Annotated in this window: 16 protein-coding genes and 1 pseudogene; 5 read left to right on the top strand and 12 right to left on the bottom strand. The window is 67.7% G+C overall.

Annotated elements, in window-relative coordinates; all coding sequences use genetic code 11:
* Positions 1-69: 69 nt before the first annotated feature.
* Complete coding sequence (locus ABIB25_RS11910; protein ID WP_354528661.1) at positions 70-1,452, bottom strand: citrate synthase; 1,383 nt, start codon at positions 1,450-1,452, stop codon at positions 70-72.
* Between the two features lie 335 nt (positions 1,453-1,787).
* Here ABIB25_RS11910 and ABIB25_RS11905 point away from each other — a divergent pair, with 335 nt between their 5' ends.
* Positions 1,788-3,305 (top strand): long-chain-fatty-acid--CoA ligase, encoded by a 1,518-nt coding sequence (locus ABIB25_RS11905; protein ID WP_354528660.1) that lies wholly within the window; start codon positions 1,788-1,790, stop codon positions 3,303-3,305.
* Between the two features lie 105 nt (positions 3,306-3,410).
* Here the strand turns inward: ABIB25_RS11905 and ABIB25_RS11900 are convergent, their stop codons facing one another.
* The 11 genes and pseudogenes from ABIB25_RS11900 to ABIB25_RS11850 all read right to left on the bottom strand — a co-directional run bounded on the left by ABIB25_RS11900 (position 3,411) and on the right by ABIB25_RS11850 (position 19,543).
* Positions 3,411-4,172, bottom strand: coding sequence for a MerR family transcriptional regulator (locus tag ABIB25_RS11900; protein WP_354528659.1), 762 nt, complete (start codon positions 4,170-4,172; stop codon positions 3,411-3,413).
* A gap of 150 nt (positions 4,173-4,322) precedes the next feature.
* Entirely contained in the window at positions 4,323-6,176 is a 1,854-nt protein-coding gene (locus ABIB25_RS11895) for a LamG-like jellyroll fold domain-containing protein (protein ID WP_354528658.1), read from the bottom strand.
* 189 nt (positions 6,177-6,365) lie between these two features.
* On the bottom strand, positions 6,366-7,043 hold the full coding sequence (locus tag ABIB25_RS11890; RefSeq protein WP_354528657.1) for a hypothetical protein: 678 nt from the start codon (positions 7,041-7,043) through the stop codon (positions 6,366-6,368).
* A gap of 542 nt (positions 7,044-7,585) precedes the next feature.
* Positions 7,586-9,604: an ArnT family glycosyltransferase gene (locus tag ABIB25_RS11885; RefSeq protein WP_354528683.1), complete on the bottom strand. Its 2,019-nt coding sequence runs from the start codon at positions 9,602-9,604 to the stop codon at positions 7,586-7,588.
* Between the two features lie 271 nt (positions 9,605-9,875).
* Positions 9,876-11,939, bottom strand: coding sequence for an ArnT family glycosyltransferase (locus ABIB25_RS11880; RefSeq protein WP_354528656.1), 2,064 nt, complete (start codon positions 11,937-11,939; stop codon positions 9,876-9,878).
* Between the two features lie 125 nt (positions 11,940-12,064).
* The gene (locus ABIB25_RS11875; RefSeq protein ID WP_354528655.1) at positions 12,065-12,853 is read right to left on the bottom strand and encodes a response regulator transcription factor; all 789 of its coding nucleotides are present in this window, start codon (positions 12,851-12,853) and stop codon (positions 12,065-12,067) included.
* A gap of 119 nt (positions 12,854-12,972) precedes the next feature.
* A pseudogene (locus ABIB25_RS11870) lies at positions 12,973-13,299 on the bottom strand (cupin domain-containing protein); the annotation flags it as partial.
* A gap of 75 nt (positions 13,300-13,374) precedes the next feature.
* Complete coding sequence (locus ABIB25_RS11865; protein WP_354528654.1) at positions 13,375-15,636, bottom strand: ArnT family glycosyltransferase; 2,262 nt, start codon at positions 15,634-15,636, stop codon at positions 13,375-13,377.
* A gap of 53 nt (positions 15,637-15,689) precedes the next feature.
* Positions 15,690-16,925 carry a bifunctional glycosyltransferase family 2/GtrA family protein gene (locus ABIB25_RS11860; RefSeq protein ID WP_354528682.1) on the bottom strand — a complete coding sequence of 412 codons (1,236 nt, stop codon included), beginning with the start codon at positions 16,923-16,925 and terminating at the stop codon, positions 15,690-15,692.
* Positions 16,926-17,100: 175 nt separating this feature from the next.
* Positions 17,101-18,771: a sensor histidine kinase gene (locus ABIB25_RS11855; protein ID WP_502919802.1), complete on the bottom strand. Its 1,671-nt coding sequence runs from the start codon at positions 18,769-18,771 to the stop codon at positions 17,101-17,103.
* A gap of 10 nt (positions 18,772-18,781) precedes the next feature.
* Complete coding sequence (locus tag ABIB25_RS11850; RefSeq protein WP_354528653.1) at positions 18,782-19,543, bottom strand: response regulator transcription factor; 762 nt, start codon at positions 19,541-19,543, stop codon at positions 18,782-18,784.
* Positions 19,544-20,054: 511 nt separating this feature from the next.
* Between ABIB25_RS11850 and ABIB25_RS11845 the strand changes: the two genes are divergently transcribed.
* The 4 genes from ABIB25_RS11845 to ABIB25_RS11830 all read left to right on the top strand — a co-directional run bounded on the left by ABIB25_RS11845 (position 20,055) and on the right by ABIB25_RS11830 (position 25,830).
* Positions 20,055-20,435 (top strand): hypothetical protein, encoded by a 381-nt coding sequence (locus tag ABIB25_RS11845; protein WP_354528652.1) that lies wholly within the window; start codon positions 20,055-20,057, stop codon positions 20,433-20,435.
* Between the two features lie 182 nt (positions 20,436-20,617).
* Positions 20,618-22,411, top strand: a complete 1,794-nt coding sequence (locus ABIB25_RS11840; RefSeq protein ID WP_354528651.1) for an N-acetylglutaminylglutamine amidotransferase — start codon at positions 20,618-20,620, stop codon at positions 22,409-22,411.
* Positions 22,412-22,502: 91 nt separating this feature from the next.
* On the top strand, positions 22,503-24,350 hold the full coding sequence (locus ABIB25_RS11835) for a S9 family peptidase (protein WP_354528650.1): 1,848 nt from the start codon (positions 22,503-22,505) through the stop codon (positions 24,348-24,350).
* A gap of 13 nt (positions 24,351-24,363) precedes the next feature.
* The gene (locus ABIB25_RS11830) at positions 24,364-25,830 is read left to right on the top strand and encodes a circularly permuted type 2 ATP-grasp protein (RefSeq protein WP_354528649.1); all 1,467 of its coding nucleotides are present in this window, start codon (positions 24,364-24,366) and stop codon (positions 25,828-25,830) included.
* Positions 25,831-25,971: the final 141 nt, after the last annotated feature.

The raw sequence follows: 25,971 nt of genomic DNA, 5'->3' as shown, positions 1-25,971 counted from the left end.
TGTATGCGCCGGGCACTCCTGTATGCGCCGCAAGGGCGGCAGGTCGGCAGGGCGGCAGGGCGGCAGGGGTCAGCGGTGGTCCTCGGGGACGTAATCCCTTGCGGTGTAACCGGTGTAGACCTGACGCGGGCGACCGATCTTGGTGGCCGGGTCCTCGATCATCTCGCGCCACTGGGCGATCCAGCCCGGCAGTCGGCCGATGGCGAAAAGCACGGTGAACATCTTGGTCGGGAAGCCCATGGCCTTGTAGATCAGGCCGGTGTAGAAGTCGACGTTCGGGTAGAGCTTCCGCGAGATGAAGTAATCGTCATGCAGCGCAACCTCTTCCAGCTGCTTGGCCAGGTCAAGCAACTCGTCGTTGGCGCCGAGGGATTCCAGGATCCCGTCGGCCGTCTGCTTGACGATCGCGGCACGCGGGTCGTAGTTCTTGTAGACCCGGTGTCCGAAGCCCATCAGCTTGACGCCCGGCTCCTTCTTCTTGACCCGGTCGACGAACTTGCTGATGTCGCCGCCGTCGTCACGGATCGAGCCGAGCATCTGCAGCACCGCCTCGTTGGCACCGCCGTGCAGCGGACCGAACAGGGCGTTGATGCCCGCAGCCACCGACACGAAGAGGTTCGCGTGCGCCGACCCCACCAGCCGGACCGTCGAGGTCGAACAGTTCTGCTCGTGGTCGGCGTGCAGGATGAACAGCTGGTCGAGCGCGCTCGCCAGCTTCGGGTCGACGTCGTACGGCTCGGCCGGGAAACCGAAGGACATCCGCAGGAAGTTCTCGACGAGTCCCAGCGAGTTGTCCGGGTACAGCAGCGGCTGGCCGACGGTCTTCTTGTAGGCGTAGGCCGCGATGGTCGGCAGTTTCGCCAGCAGACGGACGGTCGACAGCTCCACGTGCTCGGGATTGAACGGGTCGAGCGAGTCCTGGTAGAAGGTCGACAGCGCACTGACGGCACTGGACAGCACCGGCATCGGGTGCGCGTCGCGGGGGAAGCCGTCGAAGAACCGCTTCAGGTCCTCGTGGAGCAGCGTGTGACGGTTGATGCGGGAGGTGAAATCGGCCAGCTGCTGCTCGGTCGGCAGCTCGCCGTAGATCAGCAGGTAGCTGGTCTCGATGAACGTCGAGGACTTCGCGAGCTGCTCGATCGGGTAGCCCCGGTACCGCAGGATGCCCGCATCGCCATCGATGTAGGTGATCGCCGAAGTGGTGGAGCCGGTGTTGGTGAATCCCGGATCGAGGGTGACGATGCCGGTGGTGCTCAGCAGCTTGCCGATCTCCACACCGGAGGATCCCTCGGTGGCCTTGACCACCTTGAGGTCGAGCGTCGCACCGTTGTAGGTGAGCGTTCCGGATTCCGGGAGCGCGGCCGCCTCGGCCGACGACTGGGTCGCTGTCGAATCCAGGGGTGCCGGATCCAGCGCTGTCGAGTCCTTGTGGGCCTCGTTGACCTCGGACATGTACGTCTCCGCTTCTACAAGAAGTTGTCCCACTACGGCGGTTACCGTCGCCCCTGCCCGGACCGTGGTGGGTCACCGCGATCCCGGACAGGACCATTTCCAACCCATCTGTGCGCGAATCTACTTCGAGGGTGTCGGTCCGGGCCAACTGGGTGCTCTCCCGGTGGGCGTGCGTATCGTCGTCTGTGACGTTGGTCCCACAGCAGTGTGGGTCTCGCAGTGGCGTCGATCCACACCGAGGTGGTGTGTCCGACGACCACCTGCCGAACAGAATCCACCTGACGGCCCGGCTGGCTGGCCGGACAGTCCTTGAAAACGAGAACGGTCCAAACGACATGAGCCTGACCCTGGCCGGCATCCTCGCCGAGTCCTCGCAACGCTTCCCGCAGCGCGAGGCCGTGGTGATGGGCGAGCAGCGGATCACCTACTCCGACCTGTGGGAGCAGGCCCGCCGCTACGCTTCCGTGCTCGCCGCCGCCGGCATCGGCCCCGGCGACAAGGTTGCCATGCTGATGCCCAACGTGCCCGACTTCCCGCGGGTCTACTACGCAGCGCTCTCCCTCGGGGCGGTGGTCGTTCCGGTACATGCGCTGCTGGTGGCCAGGGAGATCACCTACGTGCTGGAGAACTCCGAGGCGAAGCTGCTGGTGGTCGCTGCGCCCCTGCTCGGCGAGGGTGCGCCGGCGGCGGAGGCTGCCGGAATCCCCCTCTACTCGGTGATGGGCGGCGAGGAAGCGCAGCGCCTGGACCTGCTGGCCGCCGACGTCGAGCCGGTCGCCGGCTACGTGGAGCGCGAGGCCCAGGACGACGCCGTCATCCTCTACACCTCGGGCACGACCGGCTCGCCCAAGGGCGCCGTGTTGACCCAGTTAAACATGACGATGAACGCCATCGTCTCGGCCACCTCCGTGATGGTCCTGACGCCGGAGGACATCATCCTGGGCTGCCTGCCGCTGTTCCACTCGTTCGGCCAGACCTGCGCGATGAACGCCGGCTTCTTCTCTGGTTCGACGCTGGTGATGCTGCCCCGTTTCGCCGGTGCGGCGGCCATGGACGTGATCGTGGCGGAGAAGGTCAACGTGTTCATGGGGGTGCCGACGATGTACATCGGCCTGCTGGCGGCCGCCCGGACGGACGATCGGCGGCCCAGCCTGCGGGTGGCGGCCTCCGGAGGCTCTAGCCTTCCGGTCGCCGTGATCGACAAGTTTGCCGAGGTCTTCGAGGCCGACATCTACGAGGGCTACGGGCTGTCGGAGACCTCGCCGGTGGCCACCTTCAACCAGCCGGTCTTCGGTCGCAAGCCCGGGACCGTCGGCCGCGCCATCTGGGGTGTCGACGCGGAGATCGCCGCCGCCGAGGTGGAGGGCGCCATCGAGCTGATGCCGACGGGGGAGATGGGCGAGGTCGTCATCCGGGGTCACTGCGTGTTCTCCCGCTACCTCAACAACCCCGAGGCGACCGCCGCCGTGATGGTCGACGGCTGGTTCCGCAGCGGCGACCTCGGGATCAAGGACGCCGACGGCTTCGTCTCGATCGTCGACCGCAAGAAGGACATGATCCTCCGTGGTGGCTACAACGTGTACCCACGGGAGGTCGAGGAGGTGCTGGCCGGGCACCCCGGAGTCGCCCAGGTGGCGGTGGTCGGCTATCCGAGCGAGGTGCACGGCGAGGAGATCTGCGCCGTGGTGGTGCGCTCGCCCGACGCACCGGAACTCGACGACCAGACGCTGATCGCCTGGTCGCAGCAGCATCTCGGGCGGTACAAGTACCCGCGGCGGGTCGAGTTCGTCGACTCGATGCCGATGGGCCCGAGCGGCAAGATCCTGAAGCGGGAGATCGTCGCCAACCTCTGAGTCGGCGAGGCTTGCGCCTGCCCCCGGGGCCCCGGGCATGCCGGCCTTCCCGCAGCAGAGAAGGCCGGCATGCAACCGCGACGCCGCACGATCAAGGATCGCCGATCAGCCCTCGTGCCGATCGGCGTTGGCGTGGATGGCATCTCGTAGCCACTGGGCCAGGCCCGGGGCCACATCGTCGTACGTCTTGGTGAATCTGGGGTCGGCCACGTACATGTCGCCGATGCCTCGGTGCGCCGCGTACGGACATTCGTAGAACACCTCGATGCTGGCGTGATGCTCCTCGGCGAGGTCCATCGCGGTGACGCTGTCGGGCGATGTGCCGGAGCCCAGGGCGGCACCCAGACGCCGATTCAGATCGTCACCCTCTGCCTTGATCCGGACCCAGTCCTCCTTGCTGAAGGTCGCGGTGCGGGATTGGGACTGCTTCCAGGCCTCCGTGTCGCCCCAGCGCTGCTCCGCCTCCGTTTCGTAGTCCTCGCTGTAGTTCTGCCCGAAGATCTCGAACTTCTCCTTCGGCGTCAATTGGATTCCCATGGTGTGTGCCTCCATTTCCTTCTCGACGGCGGCGATCATTTCTCTCAGCCTGTCGATCCGCTTGTTCAGCAACTCGTGCTGCTTGCGCAGATGTGCCCCGGTGGTCGCACCGGGATCGGTGAGAATGTTCGAGATCTCCTCGAGCGAGAATCCGAGTTCGCGGTAGAACAGGATGTGCTGCAACCTGTCCAGGTCCGCATCGGAGTACTGGCGGTATCCCGCCCCGCTGCGATCCTCCGGCTCCAGCAGCCCGATCCGGCCGTAGTGATGCAACGTCCGGACCGTCACACCTGCCAGATCGGCCACCTGGCCGACCGAATAACTCGTCATCTCTTCTCACCTTCTCCGCGACGCTCCGGTGCCAGGACAATGGTGCCCTGCCGCCTTGGTCATCCGGATCGATCGACCCGGACAAGGACCACGATGCAGCCTGACGTTACGTCGGGGTCAACTTGATTCGGGAGAAATTTCGCGATGCCCTCAGCGGGTGGGGGTTCCGTTACCAGCGGCGTAGTGCTGCGCGACCTGGGTGGCGTTGAGGGCAACCGTGTAGACGGATGCGTAGGCAAGGGAGCCGAGGAAGTTGTAGTTGCTCGGGTTGGAGGTCCAACCGTTGAGGTTGTCGTAGCCGACGCGCCAGTAGCCCGAGTAGCTCTGAGCGGTCTTCGAGGTCGGGTCGGATGCGACCTGGGCTCCGTCGACATACAACGCCGTGCCGGCCGTCGGCGACAGGGTGGCGGTCACCTGGTGCCAAAGACCGTCGTTGTAGGTCGACGAGCTGTTGATCGTCTTGACGGTGTTGGGGTAGACCCCGAAGAACAGCTGGCCACCAGTCGTCATGTAGATGTGCCGGTCGTAGGTGCCGGAGGTCGTGCCGAGAACCGTCCCGTTGCCGTCGCCGAAGCCGATCAGTCGGCCGCCGGTGGTGCTGGTGGTCTTGAACCAGATCTCCACGCTGAAGGTGTTGGGACCGGCGATCGCAGTGAGGATGCCGAGCAAGGAACCGCTCTGGACGTACGACCGGGTACCGCCGAAGGTGACGGACGCGGTGGTGTCCCGGCTGCAGGCCTTCGACGTCGACGCGGTGAACGAGCCACTGTAGTTGCCGGCCCTGTTGTTGCCCGAGACATCCTGCGCTCCCACGAACGTCGTCTCACCGAGAGGCCAGGTGAAGTAAGGCGTGGGTGTTACCGGCGGGGCGGTCGAGGCCAGGCAGGTGAAGTAGGGATTCGAGGCCGCTGTATTTGTGCTGTTCGTGATCCTGGCGGTGAAAGCGCTGGCGGTCGAGGGGACCAGGACGGAGGTCATGGCCAGGGCCACGACGATTCCGGCGACCCAACGCGGCCGGACCCTGCTCGGGCGCTCTCCGCCCTGGGCCCTCACCTTCCGATGACGACCGGCCGGCCCGGCGGCGACCGACTCCGATCGGTGACCGGTGTGCGCGACCCGCACTGCCGCAATGGATCCGATGGGTGTCCTGTCCACTGATGGACCACCGGTACCGCCGCCGGTGGGTGCGTCGGCCCGGTCGTCCGGCATGGGCGGATCAGGGCGGTTGGCCAGGAGCCCGATGATCAGTGGCGTCAGCCAACAGGCGATCAGGACCAACCACCACCACAACGAAAGGTGCGGGCTGGAGCTGAACTGGTAGCCACGGGGCCCGGCCGTTCCTGCGGCGCTCACCGTGGCCACCTGGCCGTCGATGAAGTCGACGGCCGTTCCGCCGGTCGGTGAGATGCGGATCGGGAGGATTCCGGTGGACACCAGGGTGGCGTCCACGCCGTTCGCGGTGGGCATGTTGAGGACGACGACGAAGCCGACGAATGGCTTGAGCAGGAAGGCAGCGATCGCCACCAGCAGCGACGAACCGAAGACCCGCAGTGGCACAAGCCATGTCATCGACGCCCAGCGGCGCGTCGCGGCCCACAGAACGAGACCACCGACCAGCAGGAACGGCACCGCACGGATCAGCCACCCGAACGCCCACCAGCGGGCCACGACTTTGCCGACCAGGTCCTTCTGGTGCAGAGGTGCTGGATCCATCGCGCCGTTGATGTCGCCGCGTGTGTGCAGAGCGCCGGAGGAATCCACCGAAACGACGCGGTGGGTGTAGGTCTCACCAGGGTTGAGCGGTGAGTGGAAGCTGACGATGTCGCCGACACGGACGTCGGCGACCGTGACCTTCTCGGTGAAGATTAGGGTCCCGACCGGCGCAGCCTCACCCATCGAGGGGGTCGCGACGATCATCCAGCGGCCGCCGCTGATCCACCAGCCGGCGGCGGCCAGCAGGGTCAGCACGATGGCGATGACGGCCAGCAGTCCCAGGACCCGCACCTTCCGGGACCTCGCACGGGGCGCGGTCCCGGAAGGCCGGGTCGTCGGGGGTGCAGGTGGTGCAGATGCCAGCAGATCCTCGAGCGTTGTCGTGGAGCCGTGGTGCGCTGGCTTCACGACAACGACCTCCGAGATCTGCAGTGCTGAATGGCTTTCAGGACTTCTAGATGTTTCCTATCGTGCGAACACTCAGGACGAGAGCGTCCACAACAGTGGCTGTGAGGCTGCGAGTCCCTGGTAGGTGTTGCCTGCCGAATTGTCCACCGTGACGGCGAAGGTGATCGGGACGACCGCGCCATTCGGCGCCGGGACGGTGGCGAGCGCGCCGACATTGATCGCTCCGCCACTTGCGAGTGCGGCAGCGGTGCCGGTGAAAATCACCGTCGTGCCGGATTTGATGCTGACGTTCAACTTGGCGCAGAAGTCCGTCGCGGTGCCGTTGGGGGTGCCGTTCGGGGTCTGCGTGCACGCACCCGGAGTAAGTGTGAACGACTGAGCAATGCCGGTCCCGGTGTTCTTGAAAGTGATGGCGGTGGTCGACACGCTGGTCGTTCCGCCGGTGTTGGTGGGGACCATGGTGGTGCTGCCGCCGTACTTGTTGATGGTGGCGCAGGTGCTCGCGTTGGTGCTGATGGTGCCGCCATCCGTGCTGTTGCAGGTAGACCCGGTCCCACCGGCCAGATTGACCTCCTGCAGGATCAGGGTGCCGGACGCCGAGGTGTTGACCGAGTTGTTGATGGAGGCGGTGAAGGCGGAGAAGGTGTTCGTCATCGACAGCGAGAGCACCACCGCGCCGGCGAGACCCGCGATGATGAGCAACGGCCGGAACCGACGAGGACGGGTAATCGCGCGGGAGTGGTCGGACATGTTGTGCCTTTCGGGTGGGTCGCCGGTCCGCGAAGCGGAGGTCGACGGTGAATCGGTGTGGGGCAGAGGGGCAGTACGGGTTGAACGGTGGGCCATGGATTCCGACAAGCACGAATGGGGTCGGCCGACCTTTTCCTTCGTGGACCTGTCGAGATCCGTCGTTCGTAGCAACCGGATGACTGGACGGCCGAATGCCGAGGCCAGCACGCCACTTCGGTGAAGCACACGTCCCCCGGAAGAAGAAGTCCTCGCATCGCTCAATACGCACGGCGACTTTCTTCAGGCCTGAATCGCACGTCCGGGGGAATAGGTCACAACCGTCGTGACCGTCCGCTGCCGAGTGACCGAATTGGCCGATTCCCTTCGTCCTTCCGAGAGGATGCCTATTCAATGCCCACTATGGAGTGAATTTGTCTACTCGACAGCGATTGCCCGGTTCGAGCGGTCGGTCGGGCTCCGGTCGCCGGAAATTCGCGTCCATCTCACGCACAGCAGGCCCGGAACCTGACGGTTCCGGGCCTGCTGGTGGTGATGCGTTCGGATCAGCTGGTGGTCGCCTTCGTCAGGTCGTACACCGTGACGCCGCCGACCGTGGTGGCCGTGTAGTGCGCGGCGACCCAGGTGGTGATGGCGCTGCTCGAAGAGGTGGTCCCGCTCTGGCCGCCGCCTCCGCCGGAGTTCCCGCCGGAGATGAAGTAGTGGATGTCACCAGCCGCCACGTAGGCCTGGAACTGGGCGAGGGTGGGCGACTCGTCCGAGCCGCTCCATCCACCGATGGCCATCACGGCCGTATCCGTCGACAGGATGTAACCCGCTGCGGATTGGTCGCCGATGACGGCCGCCGACCAACGCGACGTGGTCCCGTTGAGCAGCGCGACCAGTTCGCTGTTCGTCGAGGTGTCGCCCCGGCCACCGCCACCCTGTATCCCGGCCGGTGCGGTACCGGTGGAGCTCGGCCGTTCGCCTCCGAAGCCACCGCCGCCCATTCCGCCCATGCTGCTGGTGACCGGACCGGCGGTCGGGGTGGAACCGGTGTGCGCGGTGAGGACGGTGTCGACGGTGAAGGCGGCGGTGCCGCCCATGGCGGCGATGGAGCCGACGAGCAACCCGACCACGGCGTACTTCTTGAGCCGGCCGATCGAGGCCGCCAGGGTGGCGGCACCCAGGACGCCGCCGATCAGCACGACCCAGCGGAGCCACGGCACGAACGTCGCCGCGTCCCGGTTCAGCAGGAAGTAGGACCAGCCGGCCGTCACGACGATCATCAGCGACAGCGAGGCCCGGGCCAGGTGGGAATCGCGGCCCCGCCACAGTTCCCGTCCGGTGATGGCGACAAGGCCGGCGATGCCGGGGATCAGGGCGACCGAGTAGTAGGGGTGAACGGTGCCCTGCATGTAGGAGAGGACGACGGCGGTGACGATCATCCAGCCGCCCCAGAGCAGGATGCCGGCGCGCGTCTTGTCGGTGCGAGGTGCCCTGCGGGTGAACCACAGTCCTGCGATGAGGGCGACCAGAGCGGCCGGGATCAACCAGGAGATCTGCGAGCCGAAGGAGGTGCCGAACATCCGGGTCAGGCCGCTCGACCCGCCGAAGCTCGTACCGCCTCCCCCTCCGCCGCCGTTGCCGGTCGAGCCGAACAGCCGCCCGAGACCGTTGTAGCCGATCGCCAGCTCCCACAGGGAGTTGTCGGTCGAGCCACCGATGTAGGGCCGGGAGTCGGCGGGCCAGAGTGCCACCAGTGCGACGAACCAGCCGGCCGAGACGATCACGGCGCCGAACGCGGCCAGCAGGTGCCACAGACGCTTGCCGAGCTCGTTCGGGGACGCGACGAGGTAGACCAGGCCGAACGCCGGAAGCACCAGCAGACCCTGCATCATCTTCGTCAGGAAGGCGAAACCGATGGCCATACCCGCCAGCAGCAACCAGTGGAGGGCGTGCGACTTCTTGCCCGCCGGAACCACTTCGATGGAACGCACCACGAAGTAGCCGCCGGCCGTCATCATCAGGACCAGCATGGCGTCGGGGTTGTTGAAGCGGAACATCAGGGCGGCAACGGGAGTCAGCGCGACCAGGGCCCCGGCGATGAGGCCGGCGGCCTGACCGGACGTGCGTTTGACGGCCGCGTAGAGCAGCGCCACCGTGCCGACGCCCATCAGGGCCTGCGGCAGCAGCATGGAGAAGGACGAGAAGCCGAAGATGCGCGCCGACAGCACCATCACCCACAGCGAGGCGGGTGGTTTGTCCACGGTGATCGAGTTCGACGAGTCGAGGGACCCGAACAGCCAGGCTTTCCAGCTCTCCGTCCCGGACTTGACGGCGGCGGCGTAGAAGTCGTTGGCGTAGCCCGAGATCGAGAGATCCCAGAGGTAGGCGCCGGCCGTGACGACCAGCAGCGCGATCAGCAGCGGACGGGCCCACTGGGGGTCGTCGACCCCGCCCCGAACCAGCCTGTTCCAACGGTTCCGCTGGACAGGGGGGCCGGAAGCGTTGGAGGAGAATGGTTCTCGGGGTCGGGTCGACGGCTCTGCCGGGAGGTCGACCGTGGTCAACGCGGAGGTCATGGTCATGGTCGGTGAATTCCTTCTCTGTGCGATGCGGTCCCGGCCGGAGCCATGGACGGGGAGGCGCCATCGGTGGTCATGAGGTGACTCTCGCGGATGGCGCTGTGCCCTTTCCTTGCCGATCCTTTGCACTTCCTGTGTGCTGGTTCTGAGCCGAGGAATCCCGTCGTGCGGATTCCTGCTGGGGGCGGGGCAGCACGCCGAAGCGCCGACGGGGATGGGGCCCGCCGGCGCTTCGTCTTACGCTCAGGTCGTTCAGACCCGGCGAGCTCTAGGAAATGCTGCTGGGCGTCAGGTCGTAGATCGTCACCGAATCCACCGTGGTGGCGGTGTAATTGGCCGTCACCCACTCCGAGATCAGCGTCGCGTCCTGCGATCCCGAGGTGGAGCTCGAGTTGCCGCCGAAGCCGACCGAACCGGAGATGAAGTAGTGGATCTTGCCGGACTTGGCCAGCGCCTGGAACTGCGCCAGGGTCGGCGCCGGATCGGTGCCGTTGAATCCGCCGACCGCCATCACCGGAAGTCCCGTCGCCAGCTGGTATCCCGCTGCGTTGTTGGAGCCGATGATCGCCGCCGCCCAGGTGTGGTTGCCAGAGTTCGCCGACAGGGTCGCGACCATGGTCGCCGACGGAGTCGTGGCACCGAGCAGACCACCACCGCCCCCGCCACCACGGTTGAAGCCGCCGGCCGCTGCGGTCGTCCCGGTGGTGGTCGTCGCGGGGGGACCGGGGGTCTGGCCGCCGAAGTTCCCGCCGCCGTTGCCACCGACGAAACCGCCGCGCAGGCCGCGACCACCGACGCCGCCGCCGGCGACCGCCGGTCCGGCCGAGGGCAGGGCCCCACCGTGACCGGTCGACACGGTGTCGATGGTGTACGCGGCCGGTCCGGCCAGCAGGACCGCTGCGGTGAGCACAGCGGCGATCGGCCCGACGATGCGGGTCCGGTTCCCTGGAAGTACCGCAACCGCCACGACAAGGGCGGCGGCGACGAGGCTGCCGATCACCACCGTCAGACCGAGCCAGGGCAGGAACGTGGAGGTCCTGGCCAGCAACACCTCTGCCCAGATGCCCGACAGCACGATGGTTCCGGCCAGCGTGCCGAGCGCCGCCGGATGCCGGCGATGCGTCCAGAGCTGCTGCGCACCGATGCCGACGAGGGCGGCGATGGCCGGGGCGAGCGCGACGGTGTAGTAGGGGTGGATGATGCCCTGCATGGCCGAGAACGTCACTCCGGTGACGACAAGCCATGCGCCCCAGATGATCAGGGAGGCCCTCACCGGGTCGGTCCGCTTCCGCCGGGCGGTGAGGACCAGTCCGGCGACGAGCGCGATGAGGGCCGCCGGGAGCAGCCACGCGATCTGCCCGCCCATCTCGGAACTGATCAGCTTCGTCGCCGAGCTCTGATCGCTCCAGCCGACGCTGCCCACCTCGTCACCGGTGAGACGGCCGAACCCGTTGTAGCCGAACAAGAGGTCCAGCACCGAGTTCGTCTGCGACCCGCCGATGAACGGACGTTCAGCGGCCGGCCAGAGCATCGCGACGGCGACCCACCAACCACCGGCGACGATCATCGAGCCGAGCGCTGCCAGCAGTTGCCAGAGCCTCTTGCCGATCTTCGGCGGGCCGGCGATCAGGTACGCAAGGCCGAAACCCGGCACGACCAGGAAGGCCTGCATCATCTTGGCCAGGAAGGCGATTCCGACGAAGGCCCCGCACCAGAGGAGCCACCTGGTTTTGCCGTCCTCGATGGCCCTGATGATCGCCCAGGCCGCCGCCACCAGCCCGAGCACCATCAGGGCGTCCGGGTTGTTGAATCGGAACATCAGGGCGGCAACGGGTGTCAATGCCAGGGCGGCGCCGGCGAGGACGCCGGCGGCCGGACCGGCCACCCGCCTGACGGTGCCATAGAGCAGACCGACGGACGCCACACCCATCAGGGCCTGTGGTAGCAGGATGGCAAAAGAGCTGAGTCCGAAGATCCGCACCGACAGGGCCATGAACCACAGCGACCCGGGAGTCTTGTCCACGGTGATCGCGTTGGCCGCGTCGGAGGATCCGAAGAAGAAGGCCTTCCAGGACACCGAACCCGCCTGCGCGGCAGCAGAGTAGAACGCGTTGGCCCAGCCGGACGAGGTCAGATTCACCAGGTACAGGGCTGCGGTGGCGGCCAGCAGTCCGAACAGTGCGGGGCGGGCCCAGCCTGGATCGTCCGCCCCGCCCCGCCAGACCCGTTGCACCAGCAGCTTCTGCGGAATGACGGGGGTGGTGTCGGTGGCAGGGGAAGCCTCGTCGGCGGCAGCGTGCTCGCTCCCGGACTTCTCCAGGGTGGCTGTCATCGGAACCTCGCAGTGGTCGGGGCTCCGGTCGTTCGAGGAGCGGAACAGGAAGAAGAGGAGGTGCTGAAATATATTCGGATCGACATCTTCGTTCGGGGCGGGCGGAGCGACGCGGGAGGTCTGGATCAGCCCAGCGGGGCCGGCTTGATGACGTAGCCGAACCCGCGCACCGTGTGGATCATCGGTTCGCGTCCGGCGTCGATCTTCTTGCGCAGGTAGGAGATGTACAGCTCGACGATGTTGGCCTGGCCGCCGAAGTCGTAGTTCCACACGCGGTCCAGGATCTGCGCCTTCGACAGCACCCGACGGGAATTGCGCATCAGGAAGCGCAGGAGTTCGAACTCGGTGGCGGTCAGCATGATCGGATTGCCGTCGCGGAAGACCTCACGGGTCTCCTCGTCCAGCGTCAGGTCGCCGACCACGAGCGTGGGGGAGTTGGTGGTCACGTTCAGCTTCGAACGGAGGAGCAGCGCCCGCAGTCGCAGCACCAGCTCCTCGATCGAGAAGGGCTTGGTGACATAGTCATCGCCGCCGGCGGTCAGCCCCGCGATACGGTCCTCGACGGCATCGCGGGCCGTCAGGAAGAGCACCGGGACGTGGTCGAGTTCGGCGCGGATCCGGCGCAGGACCTCCATCCCGTCCATGTCCGGCAGCATGACGTCCAGGATCACCAGGTCCGGACGGAATTCCCGGGCCGCGGCGACGGCTGACAGTCCGTCGCCGGCGAGCCTGATGTCCCAGCCCTCGAAGCGCAGGGCGAGTCCGACGAGTTCGGAAAGGGTCTGCTCGTCGTCGACGACGAGGGCCTTGATGGCCCGATTGCCCGGACCTCGCAGGGATTCACGGCCGTTCTCGCTGCGTCCGTTCGAGGTGACGGTGGGCGCGAAACCGGCAAAGGGGGCGGTGATGGTCATGTTTCGAGTCTGGACCGCCAGCCAATGCTGACGCTGAGCGCTGCCTATGCCGTCCCTGTGCTCGCAGCGGGCTCTGGTTCCCTGCTCCGCTGTTCCTGCGACGACCCCGCCTTGGCCGGTTTTGCGGCAGCCGAGAGCAGGATGGCGGCATCTTCGAGGGCGAGAAGTGAGTTCCGGGACGACGGAATCAGCAGGAGATCACCCTGTCGACCCTCCCAGTTGACCTGTCCCGCTGTCAGCCGGACCCGTCCGGAGAGCACCAGAATCGTTGCGTCACCGAGGTTGTCGTGCTCGGACAGGGAACTGCCCGCGGTCAGGGCGATGACTGTCTGACGGAGGACGTGCTCGTGACCGCCGAAGACTGTCCGGGCGCTGCGCCCGCTCGAGGCGGTGGCGGCGACGGTCTGCTGTTCCCGGGCGAGGGCCTGCAACGAGAGCTTCTGCATGAGAGCAGTGTGCGGCCGGAAGCCGGGTCGGCGCCTGTTGAAGGCCACCGGCCCGGCCACCGACCCCGCCGCCGATCAACCGCCGGTGGTGGCCGCGGCGGGTTTCCGCAGGTCGTACAGGGTGGTGCTGCCGACGGTGGTGGCGGTGAAGTTCTGCTCCACCCAGCTGCTGATCTGCGACGACGTCCCATTGCCGCCGGCTCCGCCGAAGCCGCCGCCGCGGCCACCGGCGATGAAGTACGCGATGTCGCCCTGCGCCACGTACTGCTGGAACTGCGCGAGGGTCGGGGACGGATCGCTTCCGGTGAAGCCGCCGATCGCCATGATCGCCTTGTCGGTCGACAGGATGTAGCCGTCCGCCGAGTTGGCGCCGATGGCGGCCGCCGCCCACCGGCTGGTGGTCGCCTCGAGGGCAGTGACGACACCGGATTCAGTTGCCGAGGCATCGCCGAATCCGCCGCCCGCCCCGCCCGGCGCGAACGCGCCGGTCCCGCCTGTTGCCCCTGGAACGGTCCCGCCCGTTGTGCCGGGGGCTGTGCCGCTGGTGCCCCCTGGCGCCTGCGCGCCGGTCGGGATCTGTGCGCCGTCAGGAATCTCGCCGGTGAAGCCGCCGAATCCGCCGGTGCCGCCGGTTCGTATCCGTCCGCCGCCGAAGCCGCCGACCCCCCCGAATCCGCCGGCGGTCGCCGGGCCGGCCGTCGGGGTGGAGCCGGTGTGATCGGTGGCGACCGTCTGTACGGCGAAGGCCGTCATCCCGGTCAGCGCGGTGACCGACCCGACGAGCAGGCCGACGACCGCCAGTCTCCGGATCCGTTCGATCGACGCGACCAGCAGGACCGCGCCGACGAGCCCGCCGACCAGCGTGACGTCCCGGATCCAGGGTTTCCAGCTCGCGGCATCCCGCTGCATCAGGTGGAAGGACCAGATGGCCGTCACGGCGATCATGGCTGCCAGGATCACCCGAACCACATGATTCGCCCTGCCGCGCCAGAGTTCCCGGCCGCCGATCGCGACCAGACCGGCGATCCCGGGGGCCAGCGCCACCGAGTAGTAGGGATGAACGGTGCCCTCCATGAACGAGAAGACCAGACCGGAGACGACGAGCCATCCGCCCCAGAGCAACAACGATGCCCTGGTGCGGTCGGTTCGCGCCGAACGGGCCGACAACACCAGGCCGGCAAGCAGGGCCAGCAGTGCCGCCGGGATCAGCCAGGAGATCTGGGAGCCGAAGGAGGTGCCGAACATCCGGCCGAGGCCGGTGGTACCGCCGAAGGCAGCACCACCACCACCGGCGCCGCCGAAACCGCCGCCGGTCCCTCCGCCACCGCCGTTGCCCGATCCGCCGAAGATCCGGCCGAGGCCGTTGTAGCCGATGGCCAACTCCCACAGCGAGTTGTCGGTTGACCCGCCGATGTACGGCCGCGATCCGGCCGGCCACAGGGCGACCAGCACGACGAACCATCCCGCGGCCACGATGACGGCCCCGAGAGCCGCGAGCAGGTGCCAGATCCGGGTCCACAGCCGGCTCGGTGCCGCCCACAGGTAGGCGATGGCAAATCCGGGCAGTACCAGCAGGCCCTGCAGCATCTTGGTCAGGAAGGCGAAGCCGATCGCGGCCCCGGCCAGCAGCAGCCAGGTCAGGGCACGCGCTCGAAGCGGCACCTTTCGCTGCTCGGGTCGGGCGGCCTCAGCGGCTCGGGCTTCACCACTGCGAACAGCCGGAACGACGGCCGGTGCCTCGATGGCCCGCACCACGCAGTAGGCAGCGGCGGTCATCAGCAGCACCAGGAAGGCGTCCGGGTTGTTGAACCGGAACATCAGCGCCGCAACGGGAGTCAGCGCGACGAGTGCGCCTGCGACGAGACCGGCGGCTGGACCGGACCAGCGCTTGACCGCCCCGTACACCAGGGCGACGGTGGCCACCCCCATCAGTGCCTCGGGGATCAGCATCGACGCCGAGGAGAAGCCGAAGATCCGGGCGGACAGGCCCATCACCCACATGGCGCCCGGCGGCTTGTCGACGGTGATCGCGTTCCCGGAGTCGAGCGAGGCGAACAGCCACGCCTTCCAGCTCTGGGTGCTCGACTTCACGGCGGCCGCGTAGAAATCGTTGGCGTAGCCGTTGCCGGTGAGGTTCACCAGGTAGAACAGGGCCGTCCCCAGCAGCAGCAGCCAGTGCAACGGCCGGGCCCAGCCGGGGTTGCCGGCCGGACCCAGGAAAACCCGGCGAGCGCCGGTCCTGGAGAGAACCGGCGCTGCCGGGCGCGTCTGTTGCCGGTGCGCGCCTGGTTCGGCGAGTTCCAGTTGTTCCACATCGGGCTGCTGTGTCGAAGTCATCGCTACCTTGCTCTGGGGGACGTGGAGGCTGAAGTTCTTGGTATCGGGGGGTGTCACTGCCCGCTGGCCGGAGCCATGCGACGGAAAACCCAACCGCGCATGAGCAGGAATCGGAGGACGGTCGCGACCAGGTTGGCCAGCACCAGCACGCTGAGCTCGAACATCCGGCTGGCATTCGGTGCCCCCACGTGCAGCAGGGCCAGCGAACCGCTGGTGATGGCCAGTCCCAGCAGGAAGATCCCGAAGCCCTGCAACTGGTGTCGTGCCGCACCGGACCGTTCCCGGACACCGAAGGTGAACCGTCGGTTTGCTGCGGTGTTGGCGATCGCGGTGATCGCCAGGGCCAGGAAGTTCGCCACCTGGGCGCCCATGAACGGATGCAGCACGACGAACAGCAAGAGATAGGCGAGCGTCGAGACGACCCCGATGGCAGCGAATCTCACGATTTGCTTGACCATACCTGTTGGCACGCCCGGTGTTGCCGGCTCGATGGAACCACGGCCGAGCTGGGCGCGCACCTGGGCGAGTGGAAGGGATCCGGACGCGAGTGCTCGGCCGACGCGCCAGACGCCCTTCAGGTCCGTCATGGCGGTGGCGACGATGTCGACGCTGGAGTTGGGGTCGTCCACCCAGTCGACCGGGACCTCGTGGATGCGCAGGCCACTCCGTTCGGCCAGGACGAGCATCTCGGTGTCGAAGAACCAGCCGTCGTCCTGCACCAACGGCAGCAGTTGCCTGGCCACGTCGGCTCTGATCGCCTTGAAACCGCATTGCGCGTCGGAGAAGTGGGCCGAGAGGGTCCGGCGCAGGATCTGGTTGTAGCTGCGGGAGATGAACTCCCGCTTGGATCCACGGACCACCCGCGAACCGCGGGCCAGCCGGCTGCCGATCGCCAGGTCGGAGTGGCCGGTCAGAAGGGGAGCGATCAACGGCAGCAGGGCCGCAAGATCGGTCGACAGGTCGACGTCCATGTAGGCGAGAACCCCTGCCTCGGACTGGGTCCAGGCGGCCTTGAGGGCCCGGCCGCGGCCCTTCTGCGTCAGGTGCAGGACGCCGACCTCCTCGTAGTGGTCTGCGAGTTCGTCGGCAATCCGCGGCGTCGCGTCGGTGGAGGCGTTGTCCGCGATGGTGATCCGGAAGCTGTAGGGCAGCGAGGTGGAGAGGTAGGTGTGCAGCCGGCGGACGGCCTGGCCCAGATCGTCCTGTTCGTTGTAGACGGGAATGACGACGTCCAGCGTGGTGATCACCACCGACCGATCCGCAGCGAGTCGGAAATCGGTGTCGGCCATGGCCTCGTCGCTCGAATCGGCGACATCGGAGCGAAGGGTTTCGGTGGTCATGACAGTGACTCTGCTGGCCGGGACTGTGTTGATCACTGGCCTCGACTGTGGCCATCCTGTGAGGCACTCCCGACGTCTGTGCCGACCCCCGCCGGGCGGTCCCAGTTCCGGAAATCGGTACCGGTCAGCCCTTGGTCAGGGACGCCGTGCCCGACGAGTTGGGCAGCGGATCGACTGCGGGAGATCGGAATTCGACGTGGTCGGGCAGCCAGACGCGAGCACAGGTGCGACCGGGCCGGCTCTCCACCGTGACGGTGCCGCCGTGCGCGGAGATGACGGCGGCGACGATGGCCAGGCCAAGACCGGTCGATCCGGCGGCCCGCGAGCGCGACGAATCACCCCGGACGAACCGGCCGAAGATCTCCGGCTGGAGGTCCGTCGGAATACCGGGACCGTTGTCGGTGACGGTCATCACGGCGCCACCCGGCTCGCGCCGGACACCGGTGACGACAACGGTTCCGGGCGGGGTGTGATTACGGGCGTTGGCCAGCAGATTCGCGAGCACCTGGTGCAGGCGCGCCCCGTCGCCGGTCACCGTGACCGGCTCGTCCGGCAGGTCGAGCTGCCAGCGGTGGTCGGTGCCGGCCACCCGCGCGTCGGAGACCCGGTCGACCACCAGCATGGTGAGGTCGACCTCCTCGGTGGCCAGCGGACGCCCGGAGTCCAGCCGCGCCAACAGGAGCAGGTCGTCGACCAGCGTGGTCATTCGGGCGGACTCCGACTCGACCCGGCGAAGGGCGTGGGCGACGGCACCGGGCTCGTGCTCGCCCCGGCGGGCCAATTCGGCGTAGCCGCGGATCGCCGCCAGCGGCGTGCGCAACTCGTGCGAGGCATCGGCGACGAACTGCCGGACCCTGGTCTCCGACGCATGTCTGGCCGTCAGCGCACCGGAGACGTGGCCGAGCATCTGGTTGATGGCTGCCCCCACCGACCCGATCTCGGTACGCGCGTCGGTGTCCCGCGTCGGAACCCGGATGGCCAGGTCGACCTCGCCCCTGTCCAGCGGCAGGGTGGCGACCTTGCGAGCGGTGGCGGCCACCCGTTCCAGTGGCCGCACCGACCGCCTGACGATGACGAACACGATCAGACCGCCCAGGACGATCGCGCCGCCGGCGACCAGCGCCATGATCACCGCCAGCCGCTTCTGCGTATCGGTTACCTCGCTCAGCGATGCCCCGGTGACGAACACGGTCCCGTCGGAGTTACCAGCCCGGGCACTCACCCGGAATGACCCGTACCCGGGGATCGTCACCGTGGTGATTCCTTGACCAGGGGTCAAAGACGTCAACCCGGTCGCCATGGCAGGCGTCATCACCACGCAGCTGCTGGTTCTCACCGTACCGTCGAGCAGCCTGCCGCCGGAGAACACCGCGAACAACGAATTGTCGGGCTGGATGTACTTCCGGTCGAAGCCTCCGGTGGTGGTCGTACCGGTGGTGGATGAAGACGAGGCACATCCGTTGAAAGTTGGTCGTTGTGGTGCCGAGGTCGGCGGCGAGACCACGATGATCGATCCGGTACCGCCACTGGCATCCGGGTTGCCCGATGAAGGCTCTGGCCCGTTTCGTTGTGCGAATGTGCCCAGCTTGGCATCAAGTTGTCTCTGGAGATAGTTACTCAGAAACAACTCGGTCGTCACGCCAATCACCACACTGAGCAGGATGATCACGCCGACGATGCTGGCGATCAGCTTGGTGCGGAGCTTGACGGCACGCCTCTGTCTCGTCGGCGGGCTGGTGGCGGTCGTGGTCGGTGGGCTCGTGACGGTTGGGGTCGGTGGGGCGGGCGAAGGCACGGACACCGGCTCAGCCGGCCGGCTTCAGGACGTAGCCGAATCCGCGCATGGTGTGGATCATCGGGTCGCGGCCGGAGTCGATCTTCTTGCGCAGATAGGAGATGTAGAGCTCGACGATGTTGGCCTGGCCGCCGAAGTCGTAGTTCCAGACGCGGTCCAGGATCTGCGCCTTGGACAGCACCCGCTTGGCGTTGCGCATCAGGAATCGGAGCAGCTCGAACTCGGTGGCCGTCAATCCGATGAGGTCGCCGGCGCGGTGCACCTCGCGCGAGTCCTCGTCCAGGCTCAGATCGCCGACCGTCAGCAGTGACGAGTCGGCGGTGATGGCAGTGTGGGATCGCCGGAGCAGGGCGCGCAGGCGCAGCACCAGTTCCTCGATCGAGAAGGGCTTGGTCACGTAGTCGTCGCCACCCGCAGTGAGGCCGGCGATCCGGTCCTCGACGGCGTCACGAGCCGTCAGGAAGAGCACAGGGGTCCGATCAGAATCGGTGCGCAGGCGGCGGAGCACCTCGAGGCCGTCCATGTCCGGCAGCATGACGTCCAGCACGACCAGATCGGGGCGCATCTCGCGGGCCGCGGTGATCGCCGAGGCGCCGTCGCCCGCGGTCCGGACCTCCCAGCCCTCGTACCGGAGTGCCAACCCCAGCAGCTCCGACAGCGTCTGCTCGTCGTCGACGACCAACACCTTGATCGGTCGACCCTCCGGACCCCTCAGGGTCTCCCGTCCGGTGTCGGAGCGAGGCGTGAAGGTCGCAAATGGAGAGCTCGTCATGAGCTGATCCTGGGGGATCGCTGTGTGCCCTGGCTAGGTCTTACCTGTGTCGTTCCTGTGTTTTCTCCGGCGCGACGCTACCGATCCACATCGTGATGGCGGCGGGGGCACAGGAAACGGACAGCCCCGGCATCGATCGTTGGGGTCCTGACGCTCTCCCGACCACAGCCGGCGGTGGGCCGGTCGGGGGTGGGCAATTCGGCGGTGTGCCGTCCGGCAGCGTGCCTGCCGGCGCTCCGCAGACCGGCCACGCGTCGCTGCCGGACGGATCGGTCGTCGAGCCCGGCGGGCAACGGCACTACCCGGGACCTCCGGCGGCACCGGGACCTCCGGCGGCACCGGGACCACCGGCGGCACCGGAACGGGTACCCGCGGCGGCGGGTTCGGCGGGATGGCCGTCATCGGCAGCGCCCTGCACGGCGAATTCGTGGTGGCCGACGGCACCGGGACCATCACCGAGCGCATTTAGACCGGTGCCGTCACCGCGGTCGGCAGCACGTCGATCACGGTCATGAGCACCGACGACTACTCGGCCGCCTACACGCTGACGTCCGACCTCGACGTCTCCGCCTTCACCACCGGCACCGGCACCGACGTCACCGTCATCGCGAAGGTCAGCGGGACGACCGTGACGGCTACCTCCATCGCCGCCGCGCGCACCGCCGGCGGGATAAGCGGCGGTACGGGCACCGGCACCGGCACCGGGACCGGCGGCACCGGTGCCGGGCGGCATTGGCAGTGCCCCCGTCGCGCCGGGCGGAAGCGGAACCGGTGGCTCCGGAGCCGGCCAGGGCACGACGGGTGGCACAGGTTCGAGCAGCACCGACTCGGGTGCGCCGACGATCTGATCCGGCCTGCGGCACGATCTGATCTGGTCTGCAGCACGATCTGATCCGGCCCCGCACCCCGGCCGCCCACCCTGCCGGGCAACGAGCCGGACACACGTGCCGGGTAGTTTTGGCACCGGCGGCCATCGGGGCGCGCTGTGGACGAGGCCATCTCGAGGATGGTCCGGTACGCCGTGGAGGAGCCGATGATCCGTCTCACCAACCCAGCGCACGAGGTGGATGCACCGTGTGCGGGCTGAGCGGCGAGATCCGGTTCGACGGTGCCGCCGCCGATGTCGAGGCCGTCTGGCGGATGTCCTGCTCGCTGGAACCACGCGGGCCGAACGGCCAGGGCATCTGGCAGTACGGCCGGGTGGCACTGGCCCACCGCAGACTGTCGATCATCGACCTGTCCGACGCCGGCGGCCAGCCGATGGTCGACTCCGAGCTCGGATTGACCGTCGTCTTCAACGGGTGCATCTACAACTACCGTCAATTGCGGGATGAGCTGATCGGGCACGGGTACCGCTTCTTCTCCACCTCCGACACCGAGGTGGTGCTCAAGGCCTACCACCGCTGGGGCATCGACTGCGTCGATCACTTCCTCGGCATGTTCGCGTTCGTGATGCACGAGCGTAACTCCGGACGGGTGATCCTGGCCCGCGACCGGCTCGGCATCAAGCCGCTGTACCTCTCGCAGTCCGGTAGCCGCCTCCGGTTCGCCTCGTCGCTGCCGGCCCTGCTCGCCGGTGGCGACGTGGACACCACCATCGACAAGGTGGCCCTGCAGCACTACCTGACCTGGCACGCGGTGGTTCCGCCGCCGCTGACCATCCTGTCCGGGGTGCGAAAGCTACCGCCGGCCACCGTCCGGGTCGTCGAGAGTGACGGGCGCAGCAGGGATGTCACCTACTGGAACCCGGTGCACGCCAGGGCGGAGCAGTACGCCGGAATCGACGAGAACGACTGGCAGGACCTGATTGTGGGATCGCTGCGAACGGCGGTGCAGCGACGCATGGTGGCCGACGTCCCGGTCGGCGTACTGCTGTCCGGTGGTATCGACTCGAGCGTGATCGTCGCCCTGCTGGCACAGGAGGGGCAGAAGGACCTGCAGACCTTCAGCATCGGATTCGAGGCGGTCGGCGACAAAGAGGGTGACGAGTTCGAGTTCTCGGATCTCATCGCCACGGAGTTCGCCACCGATCACCACCAGCTCCTGATTCCGTCCGCCGAGGTGCTCGGCGGGTTGGACGGAGCCATCGGGGCGATGAGCGAGCCGATGGTCAGCCACGACTGCATTGCGTTCTACCTGCTGTCGCAACAGGTTTCGCAGCACGTCAAGGTCGTCCAGTCGGGTCAGGGTGCCGACGAGATCCTTGCCGGCTACGACTGGTACCCACCGCTCGCCGGAGTGGCCGACGATGACGTGGAGGGAGCACTGGCGACCTATTCGTCGCGGTTCTTCGATCGGCCGCACGCCGAACTGGGTGGGATCCTGCAACCTCAGTGGCTCACCGAGGTCGATCACAGCCGGGCCCTGGCCCTGGAGCACTTCTCGCGGGAGGGTGCCGATTCTGCCCTGGATCGCGCACTGCGGTTGGACTCGTTGGTGATGTTGGTGGACGACCCCGTCAAGCGGGTCGACAACATGACGATGGCCTGGGGTCTGGAGGCCAGGACACCATTCCTGGACCACGAGTTCGTCGAGCTCGCCGCCGCGGTGCCGCCCGCCCTGAAGCTGGCTCACGGCGGGAAGGGTGTGCTGAAGGAGGCGTCACGAAAGGTGTTGCCGGCAACTGTGATCGACCGGAAGAAGGGCCACTTCCCGGTGCCCGCCATCATCAATCTGCAGGGCCGCTACCTGGACCGGGTGCGGGACGCCCTGCTGTCTCCGGAGGCCAGGGAGCGCAGTCTCTTCCGTCCGGAGTACGTCCAGAAACTGCTGGCCGACCCGAATCGTCATCGGACCAACCTCGGCTCCAACCAGCTCTGGCAGGTCGGGTTGCTCGAGATGTGGTTGCAGCAGCATGGAATCCGTTAGTGGGCCCGGGGTGACGCGCGTCGGTCATCCCCGGCCGCGTTATTTCGATCGTGGGATCCGCAGCCCTCCCGCGTCGTTCGTACGGTCGGTGGTGGCCATCTCGACGGTCGCCGGATCGTGGTGTCCGTCCCTCTCGCCGTCCGGTGATCGGGTTGCGTACATCACCGATCGCGACGGCAGCCCACGGGTGGAGATCGGACCGATCGAAATCAATTGCAATGCAACGACTTCCGACGGGACACCCGCGACGCGCGTCGTCTCCGGGCCGGACCAGGAGGCCATCTCGGTCAGCTGGTCGCCCGACGGTCGGTGGCTGACCTATCTGGTCTCGCCGGGTGGGTCGATCCGGGCGGAGTTGTACGCGGTCCGGCCCGACGGCAGCGATCGTCGGCTGTTGGCCGGCGGCGGGGGACTCGAGACGGTGTTCGCCGGACTGTGGACGACTGTGCCCGGCCAGTACGCGTTCTCGATGGCCGACGGCACCGGGCCGGACGCCGCGGTGTGGTTGGTCGACGTCGAGACCTCCCGCGTGGAGGTGGTCGAATCCTCGATCGGAATCGGATTCTGCACCGTCACCTCGGTCAGTGCCAACGGACGACGGGCCGTGGTGCGCTGCGGCCCGCGCAATCGCCGACGGCTGCTGTTGCTGGACCTGGATGGCGAACGCGTGCCGATCCCGTTGCTGCAACGGTCTTTCCCCGAAGGAGGCGACACCGGGGAGGACGGACGTTTCGCGCCGGACCACCGGAGTGTCTACCTCCGGACCGCGGCTGGTCGGGAACGCGTGGCACTGTGCCAAGTCCAGCTGGACGAGGACGGCCGCCCGGGCGAATTGACGGTGGTCGCCGAGCGGGACGGCGCCGATCTCGAGTTCTACGCGATGCGTCCGGACGGCCGGACCGCCGTCCTGGTCTGGAATGTTGACGGCGAGAGTGTTGCCTGCATCAAGGATCTCGAGTCCGGGCTGGAACTGCCGATACCCCTGGGCGAACCGGTGATGCCGGGCTGGTCGCTGGCACGTGACGGACTCTCGATGATCGCGGAGCTGACCGGACCGACCTCGCCTCGCTCCCTGGTACGTCTGGTGCTGCCGACAGCCGCCGGCGGTGCGGCCTCCGTGCGCCCGCTCGATGGTCTGCCGGTCCCCGAGCTTCCCGACGTGTTGGTGCGGCCGACGCTGCACCGCTACTCCGCGCCCGACGGGCTGGAACTGCACGGTCTGCTGTTCCGGCCGCGGACCGCGCACGGTCCGGGACCGACGGTCATCTCCTTCCACGGTGGACCGGAAAGCCAGGAGCGACCGGCCTTCTCGTTGCTCACCCAGTCGCTGGTCGCCGCCGGCATCACGGTCTTCGCGCCGAACGTCCGCGGATCCTCCGGGTACGGGGCGTCGTTCCTGGCCGCGGATGACGGGCCGTCCCGGACCGACTCCTTCCAGGACGTGACCGCGACGGTGGAGTTCCTGGTCGACGCGGGTTGGGCCCGGCCGGGCTCCATCGGTGTCCAGGGTTGGTCCTACGGAGGCTATCTCGCGCTGACGGCGCTGACCAGATGGCCCGAGCTGTTCGCCGCCGGCACGACGCATGCCGGGATGTCGGACCTGCTGTCCTTCTTCGCCGAGACGGAGACCTGGATGGCGGCGGCCTCGGTGACCGAGTACGGCGACCCGGTGTTGTCGGCGGACCTGCTCCGGGCGCTCTCGCCGTTGACCCACCTGTCGAGGGTGATCGCGCCGACGCTGCTCGTGCACGGCGCGCAGGACACCAATGTGCCGGTGGGGGAGTCGATCCGGGCCCACGCGGCTCTGAAATCGGCGGGTGTGCCGACCGAACTCGTCCTGCTGGAGGGTGAGGGCCACACCATCGTCGGTGCGCCGCATCGCGCCGAACTTGCGTTGGCCATCTGCGGCTGGTTCGTCCGTTGGCTGGTGCGTTCATGACGGACGGGCGTTCATGATGGATGGGTCCGCGCCGGGGTGTGGCGGGCTGCTGGTCGACTACGGCACCGTGCCGCTGGACGAGGCGATCGACCCGTCCGGCGAGATCAGGCAGCCCTATCGGCGGGTGCTGGAGGCTCTCGGCGACCTCGGGTCCGGCGGTCTGTCCGGGCGTTCGGAGGAACTGCAGACCCGCAGACGCGAGAATGGCGTCGTCTTCACCGCGAACGTCGACGGCCGTCCGACCGAACAGGTCTTCCCGCTGGATCCGGTACCAAGGCTGATCGGGGCGGATTCCTGGCGACATCTGGAAGCCGGTGCGGCGCAACGGGCTCGGGCATTGAACGCCTTCCTGGCCGATGTCTATTCCAGTGTCGCCGGGCCGTCCTCCGCGTCGATCGTGGCTGCCGGCGTCATCCCGGAACAGGTGATCGCCGGGGTCCCCGGCCACCGTCCGCAGGCCGCGTCGCTCGTTCCGGGCGGGCATCAGCGGGCCACCGTGCTCGGCTTGGATCTGCTCACCGATTCGAGCGGTGAGTGGGTGGTGCTCGAGGACAACCTGCAGGTGCCGTCCGGCCTCGGTTACGTGCTGGCCAATCGACGTACCGCCGCAGCCTGCTTCCCTGAGCTGCACCGGGAGGCGCAGGGTTTGCGGTCGCCGGAGGTGATCGGCGCGCTGCTGCACCGCGCGATGGCCGATGCCGCGCCGCCGCGGTGCGTGCGATCCGAGCCACAGGTGGTGGTGCTGTCCGACGGCCCGGTCAACTCGGCGTGGTACGAGCATCGGACGCTGGCGGCCGAGATGGGGGTGCCGGTGGTACATCCCGAGGATCTACGGGCGGACGGCGACGGAGTGGTGGCCGTTGTCGACGGGCGGTCGGTCCCGGTGGACGTCGTCTACCGACGGCTCGGCGGGGACGAACTGCTGGGGGACGACCGAGCGGCTGTCCTGCTGCGGCGCGCGGCTGCGGCGGGCACGGTGTCGATCGTCAACGCTCCGGGCAACGGGATCGCGGACGACAAGGCGATCTACGCGTTCGTCGCGCCGATGATCCGGCACTACCTCGACGAGGAACCGATCCTGCGGGATGTCGGCACCTGGGTGCTCGCCGATCCCGAGCAGTACCGGGCCGTTCGCGGCCGGATGGGGGATCTCGTGGTCAAGCCCGTCGACGGCTCCGGAGGCGACGGGGTGATGATCGGACCGGAGCTCACCAGAGCGCAGGTCGCCGACCTGGAGGAGCGGGTGGCCGCCGCCCCGCACCGGTACATCGCCCAGGACGTGATCCGGTTTTCGACGCACCCCACCTTCACCGGGGTCGATCTGCGGCCCCGGCACGTGGATCTGCGGATCTTCGTGCTGTCTGGTGCCGAGACCGTCGTCGTACCAGCCGGTCTCACACGGGTGGCGATGGGAGCCGATGGGCTGCTGGTGAACTCCTCCCAGGGCGGCGGATCGAAGGACACCTGGCTCTCGGCCTGACTCTCGGTGCCGGTGCCGGTGCCGGTGCCGGTCGCCGTGTCGGTGTGAGTGCCGGTCGCCACTGGTGCCGTCAATGCGCCGTCAAGATCGTGGCCACCGGCGTACAGATCCGGTTCGGACGGCCTGGTGGTGGGCTGGCCC

Origin of the sequence: Nakamurella sp. UYEF19 (genome assembly GCF_040546275.1) — a bacterium.
Classification (GTDB): Bacteria; Actinomycetota; Actinomycetes; order Mycobacteriales; family Nakamurellaceae; genus Nakamurella.
Note: the sequence above shows the minus strand (reverse complement) of the source record. Positions and strands in the feature narration are given on the sequence as shown.

Coding starts and splice junctions, on each gene's coding strand:
- ABIB25_RS11910 (WP_354528661.1), bottom strand. CDS start 1,452: ATGTCCGAGGTCAACGAGGCCCACAAGGACTCGACAGCGCTGGATCCG.
- ABIB25_RS11905 (WP_354528660.1), top strand. CDS start 1,788: ATGAGCCTGACCCTGGCCGGCATCCTCGCCGAGTCCTCGCAACGCTTC.
- ABIB25_RS11900 (WP_354528659.1), bottom strand. CDS start 4,172: ATGACGAGTTATTCGGTCGGCCAGGTGGCCGATCTGGCAGGTGTGACG.
- ABIB25_RS11890 (WP_354528657.1), bottom strand. CDS start 7,043: ATGTCCGACCACTCCCGCGCGATTACCCGTCCTCGTCGGTTCCGGCCG.
- ABIB25_RS11885 (WP_354528683.1), bottom strand. CDS start 9,604: ATGACCTCCGCGTTGACCACGGTCGACCTCCCGGCAGAGCCGTCGACC.
- ABIB25_RS11880 (WP_354528656.1), bottom strand. CDS start 11,939: ATGACAGCCACCCTGGAGAAGTCCGGGAGCGAGCACGCTGCCGCCGAC.
- ABIB25_RS11875 (WP_354528655.1), bottom strand. CDS start 12,853: ATGACCATCACCGCCCCCTTTGCCGGTTTCGCGCCCACCGTCACCTCG.
- ABIB25_RS11865 (WP_354528654.1), bottom strand. CDS start 15,636: ATGACTTCGACACAGCAGCCCGATGTGGAACAACTGGAACTCGCCGAA.
- ABIB25_RS11860 (WP_354528682.1), bottom strand. CDS start 16,925: ATGGCCGACACCGATTTCCGACTCGCTGCGGATCGGTCGGTGGTGATC.
- ABIB25_RS11850 (WP_354528653.1), bottom strand. CDS start 19,543: ATGACGAGCTCTCCATTTGCGACCTTCACGCCTCGCTCCGACACCGGA.
- ABIB25_RS11845 (WP_354528652.1), top strand. CDS start 20,055: ATGAGCACCGACGACTACTCGGCCGCCTACACGCTGACGTCCGACCTC.
- ABIB25_RS11830 (WP_354528649.1), top strand. CDS start 24,364: ATGATGGATGGGTCCGCGCCGGGGTGTGGCGGGCTGCTGGTCGACTAC.